Origin of the sequence: Mesorhizobium sp. NBSH29 (genome assembly GCF_015500055.1) — a bacterium.
GTDB lineage: Bacteria > Pseudomonadota > Alphaproteobacteria > Rhizobiales > Rhizobiaceae > Neomesorhizobium.
The window spans coordinates 2,545,455-2,564,290 of record NZ_CP045492.1 but is presented as its reverse complement, the minus strand read 5'-3'; the positions used below and the strand labels follow the sequence as shown (position 1 = coordinate 2,564,290).

At 58.8% G+C, this 18,836-nt stretch carries 16 protein-coding genes; 4 read left to right on the top strand and 12 right to left on the bottom strand.

The features are described from left to right. Positions 1–52: 52 nt before the first annotated feature. Entirely contained in the window at positions 53–2,473 is a 2,421-nt protein-coding gene (locus GA830_RS12845; RefSeq protein ID WP_195162233.1) for a putative bifunctional diguanylate cyclase/phosphodiesterase, read from the bottom strand. A 91-nt stretch (positions 2,474–2,564) separates the two neighbouring features. Beyond that, a complete protein-coding gene (locus GA830_RS12840; RefSeq protein ID WP_195162232.1) occupies positions 2,565–3,038 on the bottom strand; it encodes an Lrp/AsnC family transcriptional regulator in 474 nt (157 codons plus the stop codon). Positions 3,039–3,183: 145 nt separating this feature from the next. Between GA830_RS12840 and ald the strand changes: the two genes are divergently transcribed. Then, positions 3,184–4,299 carry an alanine dehydrogenase gene (gene ald, locus GA830_RS12835; protein ID WP_195162231.1) on the top strand — a complete coding sequence of 372 codons (1,116 nt, stop codon included), beginning with the start codon at positions 3,184–3,186 and terminating at the stop codon, positions 4,297–4,299. A 29-nt stretch (positions 4,300–4,328) separates the two neighbouring features. On the opposite strand, the gene GA830_RS12830 is transcribed toward ald, so the two are convergent. The 9 genes from GA830_RS12830 to GA830_RS12790 all read right to left on the bottom strand — a co-directional run bounded on the left by GA830_RS12830 (position 4,329) and on the right by GA830_RS12790 (position 12,130). Beyond that, entirely contained in the window at positions 4,329–4,799 is a 471-nt protein-coding gene (locus tag GA830_RS12830) for a DUF1203 domain-containing protein (protein WP_195162230.1), read from the bottom strand. Between the two features lie 91 nt (positions 4,800–4,890). Continuing rightward, positions 4,891–5,697: a 4-hydroxy-tetrahydrodipicolinate reductase gene (gene dapB / locus GA830_RS12825; RefSeq protein WP_195162229.1), complete on the bottom strand. Its 807-nt coding sequence runs from the start codon at positions 5,695–5,697 to the stop codon at positions 4,891–4,893. Positions 5,698–5,784: 87 nt separating this feature from the next. After that, on the bottom strand, positions 5,785–6,351 hold the full coding sequence (locus GA830_RS12820; RefSeq protein WP_195162228.1) for an OmpA family protein: 567 nt from the start codon (positions 6,349–6,351) through the stop codon (positions 5,785–5,787). 93 nt (positions 6,352–6,444) lie between these two features. Then, positions 6,445–7,011, bottom strand: coding sequence for a GNAT family N-acetyltransferase (locus tag GA830_RS12815; RefSeq protein WP_195162227.1), 567 nt, complete (start codon positions 7,009–7,011; stop codon positions 6,445–6,447). Between the two features lie 3 nt (positions 7,012–7,014). Then, positions 7,015–7,869: a 3-mercaptopyruvate sulfurtransferase gene (sseA, locus tag GA830_RS12810; RefSeq protein ID WP_195162226.1), complete on the bottom strand. Its 855-nt coding sequence runs from the start codon at positions 7,867–7,869 to the stop codon at positions 7,015–7,017. A 100-nt stretch (positions 7,870–7,969) separates the two neighbouring features. Continuing rightward, a complete protein-coding gene (locus tag GA830_RS12805) occupies positions 7,970–8,707 on the bottom strand; it encodes an alanyl-tRNA editing protein (RefSeq protein WP_195162225.1) in 738 nt (245 codons plus the stop codon). Then, positions 8,707–9,741 carry a cysteine synthase A gene (locus GA830_RS12800; protein WP_195162224.1) on the bottom strand — a complete coding sequence of 345 codons (1,035 nt, stop codon included), beginning with the start codon at positions 9,739–9,741 and terminating at the stop codon, positions 8,707–8,709. The genes GA830_RS12805 and GA830_RS12800 overlap by 1 nt, the downstream gene beginning before the upstream one ends. Positions 9,742–9,937: 196 nt before the next feature. Beyond that, positions 9,938–11,293, bottom strand: coding sequence for a DEAD/DEAH box helicase (locus tag GA830_RS12795; RefSeq protein WP_195162223.1), 1,356 nt, complete (start codon positions 11,291–11,293; stop codon positions 9,938–9,940). 294 nt (positions 11,294–11,587) lie between these two features. After that, entirely contained in the window at positions 11,588–12,130 is a 543-nt protein-coding gene (locus tag GA830_RS12790) for a DUF1697 domain-containing protein (protein ID WP_195162222.1), read from the bottom strand. Between the two features lie 129 nt (positions 12,131–12,259). Here GA830_RS12790 and GA830_RS12785 point away from each other — a divergent pair, with 129 nt between their 5' ends. After that, a complete protein-coding gene (locus GA830_RS12785) occupies positions 12,260–13,429 on the top strand; it encodes an alpha/beta hydrolase (protein ID WP_195162221.1) in 1,170 nt (389 codons plus the stop codon). A gap of 15 nt (positions 13,430–13,444) precedes the next feature. On the opposite strand, the gene ade is transcribed toward GA830_RS12785, so the two are convergent. Further along, positions 13,445–15,262 (bottom strand): adenine deaminase, encoded by a 1,818-nt coding sequence (gene ade / locus GA830_RS12780; RefSeq protein WP_195162220.1) that lies wholly within the window; start codon positions 15,260–15,262, stop codon positions 13,445–13,447. Positions 15,263–15,427: 165 nt separating this feature from the next. On the opposite strand from ade, the gene GA830_RS12775 reads away from it, so the two are divergent. Next, positions 15,428–17,278 carry a sensor histidine kinase gene (locus GA830_RS12775; RefSeq protein WP_195162219.1) on the top strand — a complete coding sequence of 617 codons (1,851 nt, stop codon included), beginning with the start codon at positions 15,428–15,430 and terminating at the stop codon, positions 17,276–17,278. Further along, a complete protein-coding gene (locus tag GA830_RS12770) occupies positions 17,275–18,621 on the top strand; it encodes a sigma-54-dependent transcriptional regulator (protein WP_195162218.1) in 1,347 nt (448 codons plus the stop codon). Before GA830_RS12775 ends, GA830_RS12770 begins: the two co-directional genes overlap by 4 nt. The last annotated feature ends 215 nt before the right edge of the window (positions 18,622–18,836 follow it).

Below are 18,836 nucleotides of genomic sequence, written 5' to 3'. Positions count from 1 at the left end.
GCTGGATGCCAAGCGGAAAGCATATCCTTTACTTCAACGCCGTTTGGCGCCTTCAAGCGGCGACGATGCCATTGCCTTGCTGCAATGCGCTCTGGCTCTTTCGGTTGCCGCGTGATGTCTCAGCGATCAGAAAGCCGGCAATGTCGGCTCCGTGCATCGGCCGGCTGAACACATAGCCCTGCAAGCTGTTGCAGCCGAGGCGGCGCAGGAAGATCGCCTGCTCTTCGGTCTCCACGCCTTCGGCCGTGACCTGGAGGTCGAGTGCCTTGCCAATCGCCACGATCGACCTCAGAATACTCAGGGTGCGTTTTTGAGCTGGACCCCGGCGTATGAGTGACTGGTCAATCTTGAGCTTGTTAAATGGAATGTGCTGGAGCGACGAGAGGCTGGAATAGCCGGTGCCAAAATCGTCGATGGCTATCGTGACGCCCAGCGCCTGCAATTCAGCGACAATCTTCTGCACCTGCTCAATCCCACCAAGATAGGCGCTTTCGGTAATCTCGAGCTCTAGGCGGCTTGCCTCAAGCCCGTTGCGGCGCAGCGTTGAGGCGACCAGACGCGGCAGTTCGTCAAGATTGAACTGGAGGGGCGAGATATTGACCGCCACACGCACGTGCTCCGGCCACGCAGAGGCCTGTCGGCAAGCATCGTTCAGCGCCCATGCGCCGATTTCCTGGATGCTTCCAGTCTGCTCTGCAATACCTATGAATTCATCAGGGGGAATAAGCCCGAATTCCGGATGTTTCCAGCGGGCGAGCGCTTCAAACAGCAAGGTTTTGCCGGTTGAAGCATCAACAACCGGTTGGAAGAAAAGGGTCAGCGCATCCTCGTCGACTGCTTTGCGCAGATCGACCTCAAGCTGCTTGCGATAGGCGTAAGCTGCCGCATCCGCGGCGCTCGCCACGCTCACCCGCTCCTTTCCCTCGACTTTGGCGTTGTAAAGCGCGATGTCTGCCAGTTGCATGACGGCACGGATGTCGTTGCCATCGTCTGGCAGAACCGCGATGCCGGCACTGGCGCTCACCTTGAACCGGCCTTCGGGCAGCCGCAGCGGACGGCTGACAGCTGCCACCACCCGGGATGCAATGTCGCGAACATCAGTGGCATCCTCGCCCAACGTCAATTCGATGACGGCAGCAAACTCATCACCTCCAATGCGCGAAAGGAAGGCACTGGGCGGCAGCGCTTTTTCGACACGCTTGCACAATGCCCGCAACACAGCATCGCCGGCAGCATGGCCGGAGGTGTCGTTGACGGCCTTGAAGTCATCAAGATCAAACATCACCAGCGCAAAGCGGCAGCCGTTCAGCGTGGCGGCGCGGCGGATGCGGTCTATCTCGGAATTGAAACTCGCGCGGTTGGCAAGCCCTGTCAGCGTGTCGTGATGGGCCAGATATGTCATCGTCATCTGCTGGCGCATCTGCTTGGTAATTTCGCGACCGATGCCGCGATAGCCCTTGAACTGTCCGTCGCGATCATAGGTCGGGGTACCGGTGACCGACCACCACTGGTCTTTGCCAGCGAATTTGAGCTGGATGGGAAGGTCACGAAATGGTTCACGCGCTTTGACAAGCTGGCGCGAACGCACGGTTTCGCTGGCGGCGTCTGGATCGTCCGGGAGATGAGCGCCGATAAATTGGTCCAACGTAATGCCGGTAATGTTTTCAGCCGGCACGCCTGACTGCTTGTAGAAGGCATCAGATACACGCTGGATACGCATGTCGTTATCGGTCTGCCACAGCCAGTCGCCGGAATGCGCTTCAAAATCGTTGAGCAGTAACGTCAGGAGCTGGTTCTGTTCGTCGACCTTGACCAAGGCAAGGGCCCGCTCAGCGAAGGAGCGCGTGTAGCGGTGCAGGGTGAATGGGAAAGCCACGAAAAAGATGCCCATCAGGAGCAATTCGAAATAGTGGTCACGCGTTCCTGCCAAAACCAGTGTCGCGGCTGACAGGGCCAAAATGGGAACTGCAAAGGCGTAGACGGCAGTCGGCAGATAGGCCAGCACGAATACGGACGAGCACAGGAAGACCGAGAGCAGGACGGTCAGCACCAGTTTTCCCTGTGGCCCGGCTTCGGCATAAAACAGAACTATGGCCAGGCCCCAGCCGATGCCGTAAACAAAGCGCACGAAGGCGCTTCGCCAGTAGTGGTGCTCTGCCTCTTCGGCGGTCGGTCGATAGCCGAATAGGCGCGGAGCGGTCCCAAGATCGACCACCACAAGGACGATCATCCCGGCGTACCAGACGGCCAGCGGCACGCCGCCATCGACGTTGCCGAGGTTTCCCCAAGCAACGAAAATCCCAAGCAAATTGGATGCCATCAATGGCAGGCGAACGGCGTTGAATGCCTCCACCTGGCTGATCCGCAAGGTGTTCTTGTCATCCTCGGTAGTAACAATATCCGACACGGTTCCCAGCACTGCGTCCGACAGCGCTCGGGCAAACCTGAAAAACGACCGCTCCAGTCGGAACATGTATCACTCCAAGCTTCTGGAATAACATGATACGACTCAAAACTTAAAAGGAAGTGCTTCGCGTTTCTCTCAAATTGGATCAAACACAAGATCAGGCTATTTCTGGTTTCATCCCAATAGCGGTCCTGTCAATGACTTCGCGCAGTGCAAAGGAGGAGTTGATCTTGGTAACATGCGGCATAGCCGACAGCCATTCTTTATGGATCCGCTCATAGTCTGCCAAGTCACGGGCGGCGATCCGCAGAATATAATCGTATTCACCGGACATCAGGTGGCAGGACAGTATATTCGGACAACGCTTAACCGCTGCCTCGAAGTCGGACAGCGTTTTCTCGAATTGACCGGACAGTGAAATGTGCACAATTGCCGTCATCTGATGGCCAAGTGCCGCATTGGATAGACGGGCGTGGTAGCCGCGCACAACACCGGTCTTTTCCAGACTGTCGAGCCGTCGCGAACAGGCCGACTGAGACAAGCCAACCTTTTCGGCAAGCGCCGCATTGGAAATGCGCCCATCCTTCTGCAGCGTGCCTAGAATGGCGATATCGATCCTGTCGAGTGACATTTTCGGGGTTTCCTTCGATGTTTGTCGCCGTTCGTGCAAAAAAGTATCGCAATTGGCTAATTTTACAAGGTTGTTCGCAAACACCTACCGCGACATCCATGTTTCAATGCTCCCAAGGGAACCGCGAAGGTCGGAGGAGAATGCCATGCGCGTGGGATGTCCAAAGGAAATCAAAAACCATGAATATCGTGTTGGCCTGACTCCAGGCGCAGTACGGGAATACTCGGCCCACGGCCATGAAGTATTGGTGGAAACAGGTGCCGGCGCTGGCATTGGCGCCGATGACAATGCCTACCGCGCCGCCGGCGCCACCATTGTGAAGACTGCAGAGGAAGTATTTGCCAGGTCGGACATGGTGGTGAAAGTCAAGGAACCACAGCCGGCCGAATGGGCACAGTTGCGGGCCGATCAGATTCTCTACACATATCTTCATCTTGCGCCCGATCCCGAACAGACGAAGGGACTTGTGGCCTCGGGCGTGACAGCCATTGCCTATGAGACAGTGACCGATGAGCGTGGCGGACTACCTCTCCTTGCGCCCATGTCGGAGGTTGCCGGCCGACTGTCGATCCAGGCTGGCGCTACTGCGCTTCAAAAAGCCAATGGCGGACGCGGCGTTCTTTTGGGCGGTGTTCCCGGCGTTCTACCTGGCAAAGTTGCCATCCTGGGTGGCGGCGTGGTTGGCCTGCATGCTGCTAAAATGGCGGTCGGGCTTGGTGCCGATGTCACCATACTGGATCGCTCAATTCCGCGTCTGCGGCAGCTCGACGACATTTTTAATGGCCGCGTCCATACGCGTTATTCGACAGTAGAGGCACTGGAAGAAGAGTGCTTTTCGGCCGATATCATCGTCGGCGCGGTTCTAATCCCCGGTGCTGCTGCGCCCAAGCTGGTAACGCGCGAAATGCTTTCTGGAATGAAGAAGGGTGCGGTCCTGGTCGACGTCGCCATCGACCAGGGTGGTTGTTTTGAAACCTCCCATGCCACCACGCATGCCGACCCTATCTATGTGGTCGACGGTGTGATTCATTATTGCGTGGCGAACATGCCAGGCGCAGTGCCAGTCACTTCGGCCCATGCGCTGAACAATGCGACGCTGCATTATGGACTGCAACTGGCCGATAAAGGCCTGAAGGCGCTGATCGACGATCCGCATCTGCGCAACGGTCTCAATGTTCACAAAGGCAAGATCACTAACCGCGCCGTCGCCGAAGCCTTAGGCTACGAGATGGCAGAACCCAAGGCTGTTCTGGCGGCGTGAGCGTCAGGGGGATACGCGATGCGTATCCCTCACCCGCGTTCGATGCGGCAGGAATAGCAATTGTTACGCGATGAGCGGATGTGGACGTAAGCGATATCGGGGCGTTCCAACAGGCTGTACGCATGGGTGCAGATCTCAAGAGGAGCGACGACTGCGCCGGTGCCGTAGACAATGCGGTCGTTGTGGCCATATCCGCGAACGATTTGCTCGAAGCCACCGCGATACATGTCTGGCAGCACGTCGCTTTCCGGTGCCCGCGTGCATTCCTCGGCATGGAGAAAGATCGGCCCTGATTCCGCGTAAGGCTGCAGTCTTGGGAACGGCCGATAGGCAAGCGTCAGATAGGGCTCGCCCTGCCTGACATGCTGCAGGCAATGGCGGCACGGGATGCCGTCGCCATCAGAGATGCCCCGCTCGGGCGGCATTCCATTGGCATCGTCAGCGCCTGCACGATAGGCGGCGGCCTGATCGGACGGCATGGCAACAAAGCGGATCAGCATGTTGGTGGTCTCCGTAGCTGGTTCTTTTGTCCAGCTACGAAATCCGGACGCGAGCTGCCACCCGATTCCTGCCTACTGCCTACGTATTCCCTCAGTCGATGAGAGTATCCAGACCGCGCACCAGGCCTTTGACCGTAGCGACCTTGCGCACAGCCAACAGCGTGCCAGCCACATAAGGCGCGGGGGATGATCCAGCATCATGGCGGATGGTCAGCCGTTCATCGGGCAGACCGAACAACGCTTCGCAAGACAGGATGAATGATGGCAGCCGCACCGCGTGCACCTGGACCCCGCCGCCAGATCCGACACCCGCGCCGCGTGTTTCCTTGATGCCAAGCACATCGGCTTGCGGCGTAGCGGTGGATGGCAGGCGCATTTCGGCGATGGCTTCTGCCAGTTCACGCGCTGTGCCCGAAGGCGCGTCGGGCTTGGTGGCCTTGGCATAGTCGATGATCTCGACATCGGGCACGTATTTTGCCGCCATTAAAGCAAAGCGCTTCAACAATGTTGCGGTAATGGAAAAATTGCCAGCAGCGATGACACCGACGCCTCCGGCGCGGGCTGCTGCGTCGATCTCGGCGTAGTCATCTGCACCAAGACCTGAAGTTCCTATGACAACATGACGGCCGGCGGCAATGGCTGCCAAAGTGTTCGCCTTGACGATGTTCGGCTTTGTATAGTCGATCACCACGTCAGATGGCGTGGCCAGTGCTTCCTCGAGCGTTGCCGCGACCGCTATACCGACGGGTTCGCCACCACTGGCTGTTCCGGCGTCCTGCCCGGCAGCGCTGCGTGAGACAGCGCCGGCGAGCGCGAGATCCGCCTCGCGCGCAATGGCTGCCACCAGCGCTTTGCCGACCCACCCGGTCGCGCCGGCCATCACTACCCTGATCGTCATTGTTATCTCCCCGACACATGTCTGTGTGCCAAGCGCTAGACCGGCCCAGCCGACAACGCAATGCGCCAGGGAGAAGGGTCTTTCGGTTTACTGGCCGCGCAGGACGTCGGTAATGCGGCGCAGGGTGACGCGGCGGTTGCGCCAGTTTTCGTTCTGGGTCGGCACCAGAAGAAACTCCTCGCCATACCCTACGGTTTCCAGCGCGCGACGTGGGATATCGAATTCACGCACAAGAACACGGCGGAGCGACTGGGCGCGGCGCTCCGACAGGGCCTGATTGGCCGCAAAGGAGCCGACAGCATCGGTATGACCTTCAATCAGGAAAACCTCACGCGGACGCCGACGCAGGATGCGCTCCATCGCTGTCGCGATGTTGTCCACCTTGTCGTATTGCGATTCTGGAATTTCGTCTGATGCGAAAGCAAAGTTGATCGACTGAATGTCGATAGATGGCGCCATGCGGCGCATTTCTGGCCGGCGCTTGAGTTCCTGCACGGTTACACGCTGCTCGCGCCGTAGTTTGGTGCGGGGGGCAGCGTCCAGGCTGCGTTCAATCTGTGCGGCTGACGGTGTCGCACCTTCCTGTGCGTAAACAGCTGTGGGCAACACAAACATGGCAGCAAGGCCAGTGGCAAATATTCTGCGGTTCAGCATCGTCTCTTCTCCATTCGAACCCACAATGCAGCGGGGATGGCACTTCATCGCAAATCAATGATGAAGCCTTCATGAACGTGAGCCGTTGGTTGATCAGCCGCGCATCACAGCTGTCGTCCGCTCTTCGACTCTCATCGGTAGCACCACCTCTTTCTTCTGGCCTACGGGAGAAAACCCGAGTCTCTGGTAAAGCGGCAAGGCTGCCGGATGGTCTAGCGTGCATGTCTGGACGCTCACCACATCCGGCTTGTGCGACCAGGCCGCTTCGATGGCAGCGCCCAAGAACCATTTGCCGAGCCCTTGGCCAAGCGCATGGTCCATCATGCCGAAATAGGAAAGCTCGGCCTCGCGCGCCGAAATCACCTTGATGTCGAAAAAGCCTGCAGGCGAACCGTCGAGATAGAGCACGCGGGTATCACGGTCTGGTGCGTGGATGGCTCTCGCAAGCTCATCATCATCCATGCGCAAGACATTGACCCAGTGCCATTTGCGGCCCACGCGGTCGATGAGATAGCGATAAAAGTGCAGCGGCATGTTTTTGGTGCGTAGAAGCGCAATGTGCCGATTATAGGGAAGTTGCGGATAGTGCGATGGCGGAGCTGTCATCTCCAGAAAGGTGACGGTGACGGGAATCGCCTCCGGCTTCTTCTCGGTCGCCATTCCCTACGCCTTACCGGTTTCTACGAGCGTGTCATCCCGACCACCCCACTCCGTCCACGACCCGTCATACAGCCGGTTCTGGTCATGCCCGACCGATTGGAGTGCCAGCGAGATAATAGCTGCTGTAACGCCGGAACCGCAGGAAGTGACGACCGGCTTCGACAGGTCGAGACCGGCTTGCTCCAACGTTCTGCGCAGCTCCTCGGGGGCAAGCAGGCTGCCATCCTCCGACAGCATGGATGCGGGCATGCTTACGGCGCCAGGCATATGACCGGACCGTACGCCCTCGCGGGGCTCCGGGTCGGTTCCGGCAAAGCGGCCAGCGGGTCGCGCATCGGCGATCTGGGCGCTCTGATCTGCGACTACATTTTTGACATCATCAAACAATGCCACCTTTTCGGCGTCAAAATCGACGTTGAACACATTGGGAGCGACCTTAGTGACCTCGGAGGTCATTGGACGGCCTTCCCGGTTCCAGCGATCAAGGCCGCCATCGAGAAGCACGACATTGTGTGCGCCCATGACTCGGAACATCCACCAGACGCGTGGCGCCGAAAAGACGCCCGGGCCGTCATAGACGACAATCGTGTCGTCGGTCGCTATGCCCATCGCGCCCACCATGCGTGCAAACTCTTCAGGGAAAGGCAGCGTATGCGGGAGGTCGGATTGCCTGTCGACGATCATGTCCTGATCGAAGAATACCGCGCCTGGAATATGGCCAGCCTCGTACTCCGCCTTGGCGTCGCGTTTCTGGGCCGGCAAATACCATGAGGCGTCGACAATCGACATGCCGGGCGTACCGAGCTTGTCTTGCAACCACTCCGCATCGACGATGAAAGGGCTTTTGGTAGCGGCCATGAACGCACTCCGTGAGGTTGTCTGACGATGTCGCATATTGACCGGACAACGCAAGAGGTGAGCGTCCGGTTGCGCGAGAGCGGTCATCCGTCCGGAGTTTTTATTGCCGCGGCATAGCCCCGAAGCGCAGACGGAAGCGGCGGTTTTCCCTACCCTTCTTTTCGATCTTCCCGATGTGGATTTCGCCGATTTCGCCAGTCCGGGCGACGTGGGTGCCGCCACATGGCTGGCTGTCGATACCACCCTCCTCACCGATCATGACGAGGCGTATTTTTCCAGTGCCGAGCGGTGGGCGCACGTTCTTGGATTTTACCAGCGCCGGATTGGCGGAAAGCTCCGCGTCGCTGATCCAGCGGGTGAAAATCGGATGATCCGCATCAACAAGCTCCATCATGGCTTCTGTCAAATCTTCCTTGGTGACGCGGGCATCGGGCATGTCGAAATCGACGCGGCTGTCGTCTTCGGCAACGGATGCACCGGTTATTGGATGCGGGCAGACCACCGTCAACAGATGGCAGGCCGAGTGCATGCGCATCAACCGGTAGCGCCGGTCCCAGTCAATGGCGAGCTTTACGCTGTCACCGATGGCCAGCAGCGGCTGGCCAGGTGCTGGAACATGGATGATGTCGCTTTTGGTTTCGCCAGTTAGCGTCGCAGCGATTTCCAGCATCTCACCGCTGGGGACCACAAAACGCCCCGTGTCGCCCGGCTGGCCTCCGGAGGTGGCGTAGAAGATTGTTCGGTCGAGAATAATACCGCCCCGCTCATTCACGCCGATGACTGTCGCATCTGCCTCGCGCAGATAGGCGTCGTCGCGAACCAGCGATTCGGTTGCCATCAGGCACTCTCCTCGAATGGGACGACAATCTTGCTAGCGGTTTCCATCCAGCCCGGCACCGGAAGGTTCTTCGAGCGCAGGAAGGTGGGGTTGAACAGCTTTGACTGGTAGCGTGTGCCGGAATCGCACAGGATCGTTACGATGGTATGGCCGGGACCAAGATCTCGCGCGAGGCGTACCGCACCTGCAATGTTGATGCCTGACGAGCCGCCGAGGCAAAGACCTTCGTGCTGGATCAGGTCAAACACATAGGGCAGCGCCTCATCATCGGGGACCTGATAAGAGAAGTCGGGGGTAAAACCATCCAGATTGGCGGTGATGCGTCCCTGTCCGATGCCCTCTGTGATGGAAGAGCCTTCCGATTTCAATTCACCGTTGGTGTAAAAGCTATGGAGTGCGGCCCCCAAGGGATCGGCAAGCGCAATCTTCACATCGGCGCGTTTCGCCCGCAGGCCTTCGGCCACACCGGCAAGAGTGCCGCCCGAGCCCACGGCGGAGACAAAGCCGTCGACCTTTCCGCCAGTCTGGCTCCAGATTTCTTCGGCGGTTGAGAGCCTGTGGCCTTCGCGATTGGCGGTGTTGTCAAACTGGTTGGCCCAGACCGCACCGTTCTGCTCGGATTTGGCAAGCTGCTGCGCAAGACGCCCTGAAAGCTTCACATAATTGTTCGGGTTCTTGTAGGGCAAAGCTGGCACTTCAATGAGCTCTGCGCCCATGACACGCAGCGCATCCTTCTTTTCTTGGCTTTGGGTATCGGGGATGACAATGACTGTACGATAGCCCAGTGCCTTCGCTACCAGAGTGAGGCCGATACCGGTATTGCCTGCCGTGCCTTCTACAATTACGCCGCCCGGCTGCAAGAGACCCCTCTTCTCCGCATCGCGAATAATGAAGAGGCCGGCGCGGTCCTTGACCGATTGGCCGGGGTTCATAAATTCCGCTTTGCCGAGAATTTCGCAGCCGGTTTCATCGGAGGCGCGCTTGAGCCGGATCAGCGGCGTGTTGCCGATGGCGTCAATCACCGAACGGAGCATGAGATTTCCTTCCCTGGACAGGCCGCGACCCTAAAAACCACAGACCGCGCTTTCAAGGCACGAAATTGCGCTGGCATAGCAGGTTTTGGCAAATCTGCATCGCTGATGCGAATCCACGCCCCGCCCAAATGGTCCGCTTGATATGAAAAAGCCGGGACATTGCTGTCCCGGCTTGACTAACTATTCGTCCGTTCAGCTAGGCTGCGCGGGCTGCGGGCTTGCGGCTGCCGAACGTACGGCGCTTGGCACCCCGGAATGGCTTGCCTGACTCTGCCTTCTTGGCGCCGCCTGGCTTTCCTTGACCGGGCTTGCGTGCGTTCTGACGGCGAGGGTCTCGATCAGCGGCTGCCTCACGCGCCATTGCGGCACGTTCGGCTGGGTCACGAACCGGGTCAGGCTCATTCAAATGATCTGCCAGAACCGGGAGCTTCATCCGAATAATGCGTTCAACCTGACGCAGTTTCGAATATTCGGTTGGATCACACAGCGTGATGGCAATGCCGGTTGCGCCGTTACGACCGGTACGACCGACACGGTGAACATAGCTCTCCGCCTCATCGGGCAGATCGAAGTTCACGACGTGGCTGATGCCCGGAACGTCGATGCCGCGGGCGGCAATATCAGTTGCCACCAGAATGCGCACCGAGCTTTCGCGGAAGTCGTTGAGCGCCTTCTGGCGAGCGTTCTGCGACTTGTTGCCGTGAATGACGGCAGCCTTGAAGCCATCTCGCTCGAGATCGCGCACAACGCGGTCTGCACCATGCTTCGTACGAGCAAAAACCAGCACCTGCTTCATAGCCTCATCGGCCAGCATTTTCGACAGGATCTGCCGCTTCTGCTTGGTGCGGGCAATGACGATGCTCTGAGTGATTTCCGCAGCCGTAGTGCCGGCCTTGGCGACTTCCACACGTGCCGGGTTCTTCAGAAGGCTTTGAGCCAACTGTTCGATTTCCGGCGGCATGGTGGCCGAGAACAGGGCCGTTTGGCGGTCGCGGTGTGTTGCCTTGGAGATGCGGCGCACGTCATTGATGAAGCCCATGTCGAGCATCCGGTCAGCCTCATCGAGGACCAGCCATCGTGTTTCGGCAAGGCTTACATCACCTTCGCGCACCAGATCCGTCAGGCGGCCAGGCGTTGCAACCAGAATGTCAACACCCTGCTGCAGGCGCTTGACCTGGCTGAAGCGCGAGACACCGCCGAGGACGAGCGCGGTCGAGACATGCAGGCCTTTGGCCAGAACGCGGATCGTATCCTCGATCTGGACCGCGAGCTCGCGGGTTGGTGCGAGGATGAGCGCCCGTGCCGATTTCGGCAGACGCTTGGTGCCGAGGCCAATAATCTTTGACAGAATCGGCAGGCTGAAGGCCGCCGTCTTGCCGGAACCTGTCTGTGCGACGCCCAGAATGTCACGGCCTTCCAACTGCGCGGGAATAGCCTGTTCCTGGATGGGTTTCGGTTCAGCAAAGCCTGCAGCAATCGTTGCTTTCAGCAGCGGACCGGTAATGCCGAGTTTGGCGAAGCCCGAGAGCTCCGTGGTGTTTTCAATTTCCAACTTCTTCTTCTTTCAAACGGCAGCCCTCATTATGGGACCGCACGCATTTTCGCGGCAGGGCGCAACCTGCCAACGTTCGAATTACATGAAACGACAAGGCGGCAGACCATTCTTGGCCCGCGCGGCTGCGCTGTCGTATCCACCAGCTTCATGCCGGTGAACCAGACGCAACCAGTCCCAACTTGTGAGAAGGCCGGTCAATACCCGGCCCAAGCGCCTATGCCGCCGCATATGGGGCAGTTTTGCCTAAAACGCAAATCTTTTGTTTGTGCACTGCAGCAGAACTGGTACACCCTACCCCTCCGCCGCCTCCGCGAGTTCCAGAAGACGCAGCACGGTGTTCCAGTTGCGCGTGGTATTTTCAACCCCAATGGCCTTGTCGAACTTTATCGCCATTTTGGATGTGCCAAAACCATAGGGAGTATGCAGGTAGGCGACCCTGCCGACGATCTCAAATCGTTCGCCTTGCACTGCCGCAGCGGTAATCTTTTCGACGTTCGCAGCTTGCGGCGTTTCAGCCAGGAGCGCTGCGCTCAAATTCTTTGGAACGTCCACGGCATCGGAGAAGGGATTGTCGCGGATCAGATTACGCCACTCGACAAGCGTCACAGCATGGATTGCCTTGGTGAAGGCGAAGTCGCGCGCACAGATTTTAGTGACTTCTTTCAGCATGGCGTCGCGCGACTTGCCGGTCCTGAGAATTGCGTTGCCGCTGTTGATGTAGGTGCGCACCGCATCAAAGCCGGCAGCTTCCAGGGATGCACTCAGCGGTTTGACGGGTAACTGTGTCGCTCCACCGACGCCGCGGAAAAGCAGGATGTAGATGGAGGATGTCATAGAGCTTGCATAACTCGCCACCGCCCTCATGAAAAGGCTATTGCGCGCGCGCTTGCCAAGGCGGGTGGACCACCCTCCCCGTTGCCTGTATCAAGCGGATAGCGGACGGGCGGGTCTGAAAAGTGAAGCATGACTGATTTGGCATCGCGCGGGATATTCCGCATCCTCGTTCTGGCTGTTGTTGCTGCCCTGGCCGGCTGCGCAGGCGGGCAGACACACGACCTGATCGCGACGCGCCAGGTGCCGGTTCAAGCTTCCGCAATCGCTGGCACACACAGTATTTTTATTGCGACGACGCGGCAAGCGACCAAAGATGGGCGGGTGTTTTCGGGCGAGCGTGCCAGCGAAATTTCCCATGCCAACGTGGCGATCACCGTGCCGGCCATCCATCAGACCGGGCAGGTGGAGCGCCCGAAGCGGGGTGTGGCCGATCCGGCCAAATCTTTCACCGCGACCTCGATCTCCGGCTACGCCGACGATGCAGCCTTCTCGCGGGCCCTGCGCACGGACATTGCGGCCAATGGCGGGCGGGCTCTCGTTTTCATCCACGGCTACAACACCAATTTTGATGATGCCGTCTACCGGCTGACGCAAATCGTGCAGGATTCCGGTTACAAGGGTACGCCGGTGCTGTTCACCTGGGCGTCGGGCGGGCGCACCGTCGATTATGTATATGATAATAACAGCGCCAGCGCGGCGCGCGACGCGTTGGAAAAGACATTGCGGCTGGTCAGCCAATCCGGCGCCAAACGCGTCGATATCGTTGCCCATTCCATGGGAAGCTGGGTGACCATGGAAGCGCTGCGCCAGCTAGCCATGACCGACAACCGCAGTCTCGACGGCAAGATGGGTGACGTCGTGCTGGCTTCACCCGATATCGATCTCGACGTTTTCAAATCGCAAATGAAACGCTACGGCAGGCCGGAAAAGCCGTTCTATGTGCTGGTCTCAGCGAATGATAGGGCGCTCAACATTTCGGGCCTGATTGCCGGGCGCCAGCCGCGGCTTGGCGACTATACCGATGGCGCTGACATCGCCAGCCTTGGCATTGTGGTGGCCGACCTTTCCGGTGTGGAGGTGAAGGACAGCCTCAACCATTCGAAATTTGCGGAAAACCCGGCACTGATCGAGATGTTGGGACAGAGGCTCAATGCCGACGACCGCGCCCTTACCGGCGCCGGCGATATCACCTCGCGGGTGGGCAGCCTGGCGCAGGGAATTGGCCAGACTGTGACGTCCGCCGCCGAAATCATCATCACTACGCCGGTCAACGTTCTGAAGGTGGCGGTGGGGCAATAGCTCCTGCCCCATCAGTCAGACGAAAAGATCGACCTTCTGGAAGGTGGTCACATCGATGATGCCGACGTCGGAAATCCGCAGCTCGGGGATGACCACCAGCGCCAGAAGCGAGTGCTGCATGTACGCATTGTTAAGCGAGCAGCCCATAGCGCGCATCGCCTCCACCAGTCTTTCAGCCTTGGCGGCAACAGCTTCGGCGCGTTCGTCCGACATCAGACCGGCGATTGGCATTTCGACCAGCGCTACTTCCTTGCCCTTTGAAAACAGTACCACGCCGCCACCGACCTCGCCCAGTCGGTTGGCGGCGAGCGCCATGTCGTCCTTGTTGGTGCCGACGACGATGATATGGTGACTGTCATGGGCGACCGTCGAGGCCAGCGCGCAATCCTCCATGTAGCCGAAGCCAGAGACAAAGCCGTTGACCACGCCGCCCGTGCCGCGATGGCGCTCTACTAGAGCGATCTGGCAGACATCCTCGCGGCGGTCCATGCAGACGATGCCATCGGTGACATCGAGATCAGCCTCGAGTGCGCGCGTCGGCGCCTGGTTCTCGATAACACCAATGACGCGCACTCGCACCTCGTTGGCGCCGTGTGGTGCGGCAATATCAAAATCCCCTGCGGTAATCACCTTACCCAGCTTCACGGTTTTTTTGGCAGCAGGCGGATAGTCGTAAGCCGGAATATCTATATCGAGCTTTCCGCCCTTTGCCACACGCACGCCGCGCGCGAAAACCTCGTCGATGGCAAGCGATGCCAGATCCGAGACAATCAGGAAGTCTGCACGCCTACCGGGCGTAATCGACCCCAGTTCGCGCTCGAGCCGGAAATGCTGCGCGGTGTTCAGCGTTGCCATCTGGATCGCTGTGACAGGGCTCAACCCCTGCTGGATGGCGTGGCGCACGACGCGGTCCATGTGGCCTTGCTTGACCAGCGTACCCGAATGGCTGTCATCAGTGCAGAGGATAAAGTTGCGCGGGTCGAGGCCCTCTTCCGTCACCGCTTTGATCTGGGTCGCCACATCGTACCAAGCAGAGCCCAGCCGCATCATGGCCTTCATTCCCTGGCGCACGCGCGCAATCGCATCAGACGCGCGGGTGCCTTCATGATCGTCCTCAGGCCCGCCCGCGACATAGCCGTGGAAAGGCAGACCGAGATCGGGCGAGGCATAGTGACCACCGATGGTCTTGCCGGCGCGCATGGTGGCAGCAATTTCGCCGGCCATCACCGGGTCATTGGAAGCAACCCCTGGAAAATTCATCACCTCGCCAAGGCCAATGATGTTTTCCCAACCCATGGCCTCCTCGACATCGGCGACAGACAATTGAGCGCCAGCATTTTCCAACCCGGGTGCCGAAGGCACGCAGGATGGCATCTGCACGTAGACATTGACCGGCATCACGCATGCCTCATCGTGCATCAAACGCACACCTTCCAGGCCGAGTACATTGGCGATCTCGTGTGGGTCGATGAACATCGACGTCGTGCCATGGGGGATCACGGCTCGGCAGAATTCAGTCACTGTCACCATGCCGCTTTCGACATGCATGTGCGCATCGCAGAGGCCCGGCACCAGATAGCGCCCAGCCGCATCGACAACTCTTGTACCCTCGCCGATAGCGTGGCTGGCATCTGACCCGCAGTAGGCGAAGCGCCCGGCCGTGATGGCAACATCCGTTGCTGGAATGATTTCGCCCGAATGCACATTCACCCAGCGGCCATTGCGCACCACAAGATCGGCAGCCCGGCGACCCATGGCGACATCGACCAGTTGCGTTGCACATTCGGCCCATGGCGCGGGTTTTCTGAACGGATCGTGGGGGCGGTTGGGCATCTACAAAAAGCTCCGATTTTGGCAACTGTGCCAAGGTCTGCGTGATTTGACCAGTTCCAGTCCAGCCCTACCCTCACAATCTAACCGACACTAGCCGGTTTCGGCGCACGTTGCCCCTACGACCCTCATCATTGTATTGAGACCGAAAGGGGCCGTGCACCGGATATGGATTTCGCAAAGCTGTTTATCGGGCGTCGGGTGGTCTGGGCAGCGCTTGCCGTCATAATGGCCGTGGGGGTGATTGCAATCTTCGGCACGTCGCTGGCCACGCGCATCTACCTCGACCAAACGTTTTCGCGCGGGCAGACCACATTGCGGCTGGCGGTGGCGGTGCTGCGCGGGCAGATGAGCCGCTATGAATCACTGCCGGCGCTGATTGCCGACCACGAGGACATCGAGGCATTGCTGGCCGATCCGGGCAATCCCGCATTGCGCCAACGTGCAAACCTCTACCTCAAACAGATCAACGGCCAGCTCTCTGCCTCGGATGTCTATGTGATGATACCGGGCGGCGAGACTATCGCGGCAAGCAACTTCGATGGGCCATCAACCTTCGTTGGCGAGAACTTCAACTACCGCCCCTATTATCAGGACGCCATGCGAGGGCGGCAGGGGCGGTTCTTCGCCCTGGGCACCACCTCGCTGAAACGCGGCTACTATTTTTCTTCACCGGTCTTGATCGGCGCCCAGATTGCGGGGGTCGTCGTTTTCAAGATCGATATCGAACCGATCGAGGAATCCTGGAAAGGTGGTGATTACGAGATTCTCGTTTCAGATCCTGAAGGTATCATCTTCATGAGCGGGCGGCCGGAATGGCTGTATTCCGGAATGCTACCGCTGACAGAAGACCGACTGGCATTGACCACCGCTTCGCGGCGCTACGCCAATGCGAAGCTGCGCGAACTACCAGTGGACCGCAGGCGAGACCAGCACGGGCATGACTTGATGACTATCACCACGCCCGGCGCTGCTAACGAATATCTTGTCCTTGGCGAGCCTATGCCGGAAGCTGGATGGACCGTGAGCGTGCTCCTCGACACAAGCTCGGCACGGTCACAGGCGCTCACCAGCGTGATTGCAGCCCTTTTGCTGCTTGGTTTGGCGACGCTTACTGCAGCAATTCTGCTGCAACGGCGTGCACGCCTTGCTGAGCGGATGACGATGCAATCGACGGCACGTGCCGAGCTGGAGCACCGCGTCGCGGAGCGCACCGCCGATCTGGCACTGGTCAACCGGCAGCTGGAAAGCGAAGTGGGTGAGCGGCGGGTAACCGAAAAACAGTTGCGGCAGACACAAGCGGACCTCATCCAGGCGGGCAAGCTGGCGGCACTTGGCCAGATGTCAGCGGCGCTCTCACATGAGTTCAACCAACCCCTCACCGCGGTAAAATCTTATGCAGATAATGCCGCCATTCTGATTGAACGCAACCGTATGGACGAAGCACGCGAGAATGTGCTGCGCATTTCCAGCCTGACTGACCGCATGGCTTCAATAAGCCGTCATTTGCGCAATTTCGCGCGCAAGCCAAATGAAAAACTCAGCCCCGTACCGCTGACAGATGCTGTGCGCGACACGCTGGAAATCATTGCGTGGAGGCTGAAAGCAGCCGATGCCACGGTCCGCATTGATCTTGGCGAGACGCCACTTATCGTACGTGCTGGATCAATTCGCCTGCAGCAGGTTCTGGTCAACCTCATTTCCAACGCGGCTGATGCGGTTGAAGGACAAGAGAACAGGGAGATAGAATTGCTGGCCAAACGCAAAGGGTCCAAGGTTATAATCAGTGTTAGCGATCATGGACCGGGCATCGGGCCTGCTATTGCCGAGCGTATATTCGACCCCTTCTTTACCACCAAGGGCGTGGGCAAGGGGCTCGGGCTGGGTCTTTCCATTTCCTATAATATAATCAAGGATTTCGGTGGAAATCTTTCCGTTTTGAATCCGGCAGAAGGTGGCGCACTTTTCACCATCGAACTCAGCTCTGCGCAGCTTCCGGTTCGCGAGGCGGCGGAATGAAAAGCCCGGTCATTCTGCTTATTGACGATGAGGACGAGTTACGGCGTTCGACGGCGCAATCCTTGGATCTTGCGGGCTTTAGCGTTCAGGACTTTGCCGGCGGCGAAGGCGCGCTCGATTATATCACCCAGGGATTCAATGGGATCGTCATAACCGACATCCGAATGCCGGGCATGGATGGGATGACGCTGATGAGCCATATTCGCGCCATTGATAGTGACATTCCAGTGATCCTCGCAACCGGCCATGGTGAAGTGCAGCTTGCTGTAAAAGCCATGCGCGAGGGCGCTTATGATTTTATCGAGAAGCCGTTCAACCGACAAACATTTGTCGATGTGGCCGCGCGCGCGCTCGACCGGCGGCGACTGGTTCTGGAAAACCGCCAATTGCGTGCTGTCGCCGGCAAGCGAGACGACATCGAAGCACGATTGCCGGGACGCACGCAGCCGATGATAGATCTGCGCTACCAATTGCGCGCCGTCGCGCCCACCGATGCAGATGTGCTGGTAATTGGCGAGACCGGTACAGGCAAGGAAGTTGCGGCACGTGCACTGCATGACATTAGCGGACGTGCCACCAAGCCCTTTGTCGCCATCAATTGTGCCGCCCTGCCCGCTAATCTGATTGAAAGCGAGCTTTTCGGGCATGAGGCAGGCGCATTTCCCGGCGCGATGCGCGCGCGTTTCGGCAAATTCGAACATGCGCGCGGGGGAACCGTGCTTTTGGACGAAATCGAATCCATGCCGATTGATCTTCAAGCACGGTTGCTGCGCGTTATTCAAGAACGCACGATCACACGTCTTGGCTCAAATGAAGCGGTCGCGCTGGATGTACGTTTCATCGCTACAAGCAAGGCTGATCTTGAAGCAGAGATAGCCGCTGGACGGTTTCGCGCAGACCTTTTTTACCGGCTCAATGTTGTGACCCTGCGCATGCCCTCACTTTCCGCGCGGCGTGAGGACGTGCCGCTGCTATTCCTGCAACTGGTCAATGAGGCTGCTGCGCGCTATCGGCGCGATGAGGTCGCTATTGCTCCCGGCGTTGTCGCCGAAATTACCAGACGCGAATGGCCTGGCAATGTGCGTGAACTGCGCAATGCCGCCGATCGCTATGTGCTCGGCCTTGGCCTTGCAGGACCCTTGGAAGGAGTGAAACCCGACACAGGCGCCGGCCGGCTCGGTGGGCGCGTGGCTGACTATGAGCGAGGTGTGATTGCGGAAGCGCTGGCGGCTAGCGGGGGTGTCTTGAAGCCGGTCTATGAGGGACTGGGGATCTCGCGCAAGACGCTTTATGAGAAGATGCAGAAATACGGACTTGAGCGGAGAGAGCCCCTGAAACGATGAGGTTTTTGCTCGGCACGCGCTTTCCTTGGGTGAATTTGCACCCGCACACGGGCTCGAATGTTACCTTTTCCACCCATCGCGTGCGCAAATATTCCAACAACCTCATTTTGACGGCCACATAGCGTTGCCGCCATGCCGATTAGCGCCGCTAGATGACGCGAATGCTGATGCAGGGAGGAGCCGTGCATCGGGCAGTCAGTATTTTTGTTTTTGGG

What these genes read in the sequence shown, in the direction of transcription:
- GA830_RS12845 (WP_195162233.1), bottom strand. Translation starts at nt 2,473, where the DNA reads ATGTTCCGACTGGAGCGGTCGTTTTTCAGGTTTGCCCGAGCGCTGTCG.
- GA830_RS12840 (WP_195162232.1), bottom strand. Translation starts at nt 3,038, where the DNA reads ATGTCACTCGACAGGATCGATATCGCCATTCTAGGCACGCTGCAGAAG.
- ald (WP_195162231.1), top strand. Translation starts at nt 3,184, where the DNA reads ATGCGCGTGGGATGTCCAAAGGAAATCAAAAACCATGAATATCGTGTT.
- GA830_RS12830 (WP_195162230.1), bottom strand. Translation starts at nt 4,799, where the DNA reads ATGCTGATCCGCTTTGTTGCCATGCCGTCCGATCAGGCCGCCGCCTAT.
- dapB (WP_195162229.1), bottom strand. Translation starts at nt 5,697, where the DNA reads ATGACGATCAGGGTAGTGATGGCCGGCGCGACCGGGTGGGTCGGCAAA.
- GA830_RS12820 (WP_195162228.1), bottom strand. Translation starts at nt 6,351, where the DNA reads ATGCTGAACCGCAGAATATTTGCCACTGGCCTTGCTGCCATGTTTGTG.
- GA830_RS12815 (WP_195162227.1), bottom strand. Translation starts at nt 7,011, where the DNA reads ATGGCGACCGAGAAGAAGCCGGAGGCGATTCCCGTCACCGTCACCTTT.
- sseA (WP_195162226.1), bottom strand. Translation starts at nt 7,869, where the DNA reads ATGGCCGCTACCAAAAGCCCTTTCATCGTCGATGCGGAGTGGTTGCAA.
- GA830_RS12805 (WP_195162225.1), bottom strand. Translation starts at nt 8,707, where the DNA reads ATGGCAACCGAATCGCTGGTTCGCGACGACGCCTATCTGCGCGAGGCA.
- GA830_RS12800 (WP_195162224.1), bottom strand. Translation starts at nt 9,741, where the DNA reads ATGCTCCGTTCGGTGATTGACGCCATCGGCAACACGCCGCTGATCCGG.
- GA830_RS12790 (WP_195162222.1), bottom strand. Translation starts at nt 12,130, where the DNA reads ATGACATCCTCCATCTACATCCTGCTTTTCCGCGGCGTCGGTGGAGCG.
- GA830_RS12785 (WP_195162221.1), top strand. Translation starts at nt 12,260, where the DNA reads ATGACTGATTTGGCATCGCGCGGGATATTCCGCATCCTCGTTCTGGCT.
- ade (WP_195162220.1), bottom strand. Translation starts at nt 15,262, where the DNA reads ATGCCCAACCGCCCCCACGATCCGTTCAGAAAACCCGCGCCATGGGCC.
- GA830_RS12775 (WP_195162219.1), top strand. Translation starts at nt 15,428, where the DNA reads ATGGATTTCGCAAAGCTGTTTATCGGGCGTCGGGTGGTCTGGGCAGCG.
- GA830_RS12770 (WP_195162218.1), top strand. Translation starts at nt 17,275, where the DNA reads ATGAAAAGCCCGGTCATTCTGCTTATTGACGATGAGGACGAGTTACGG.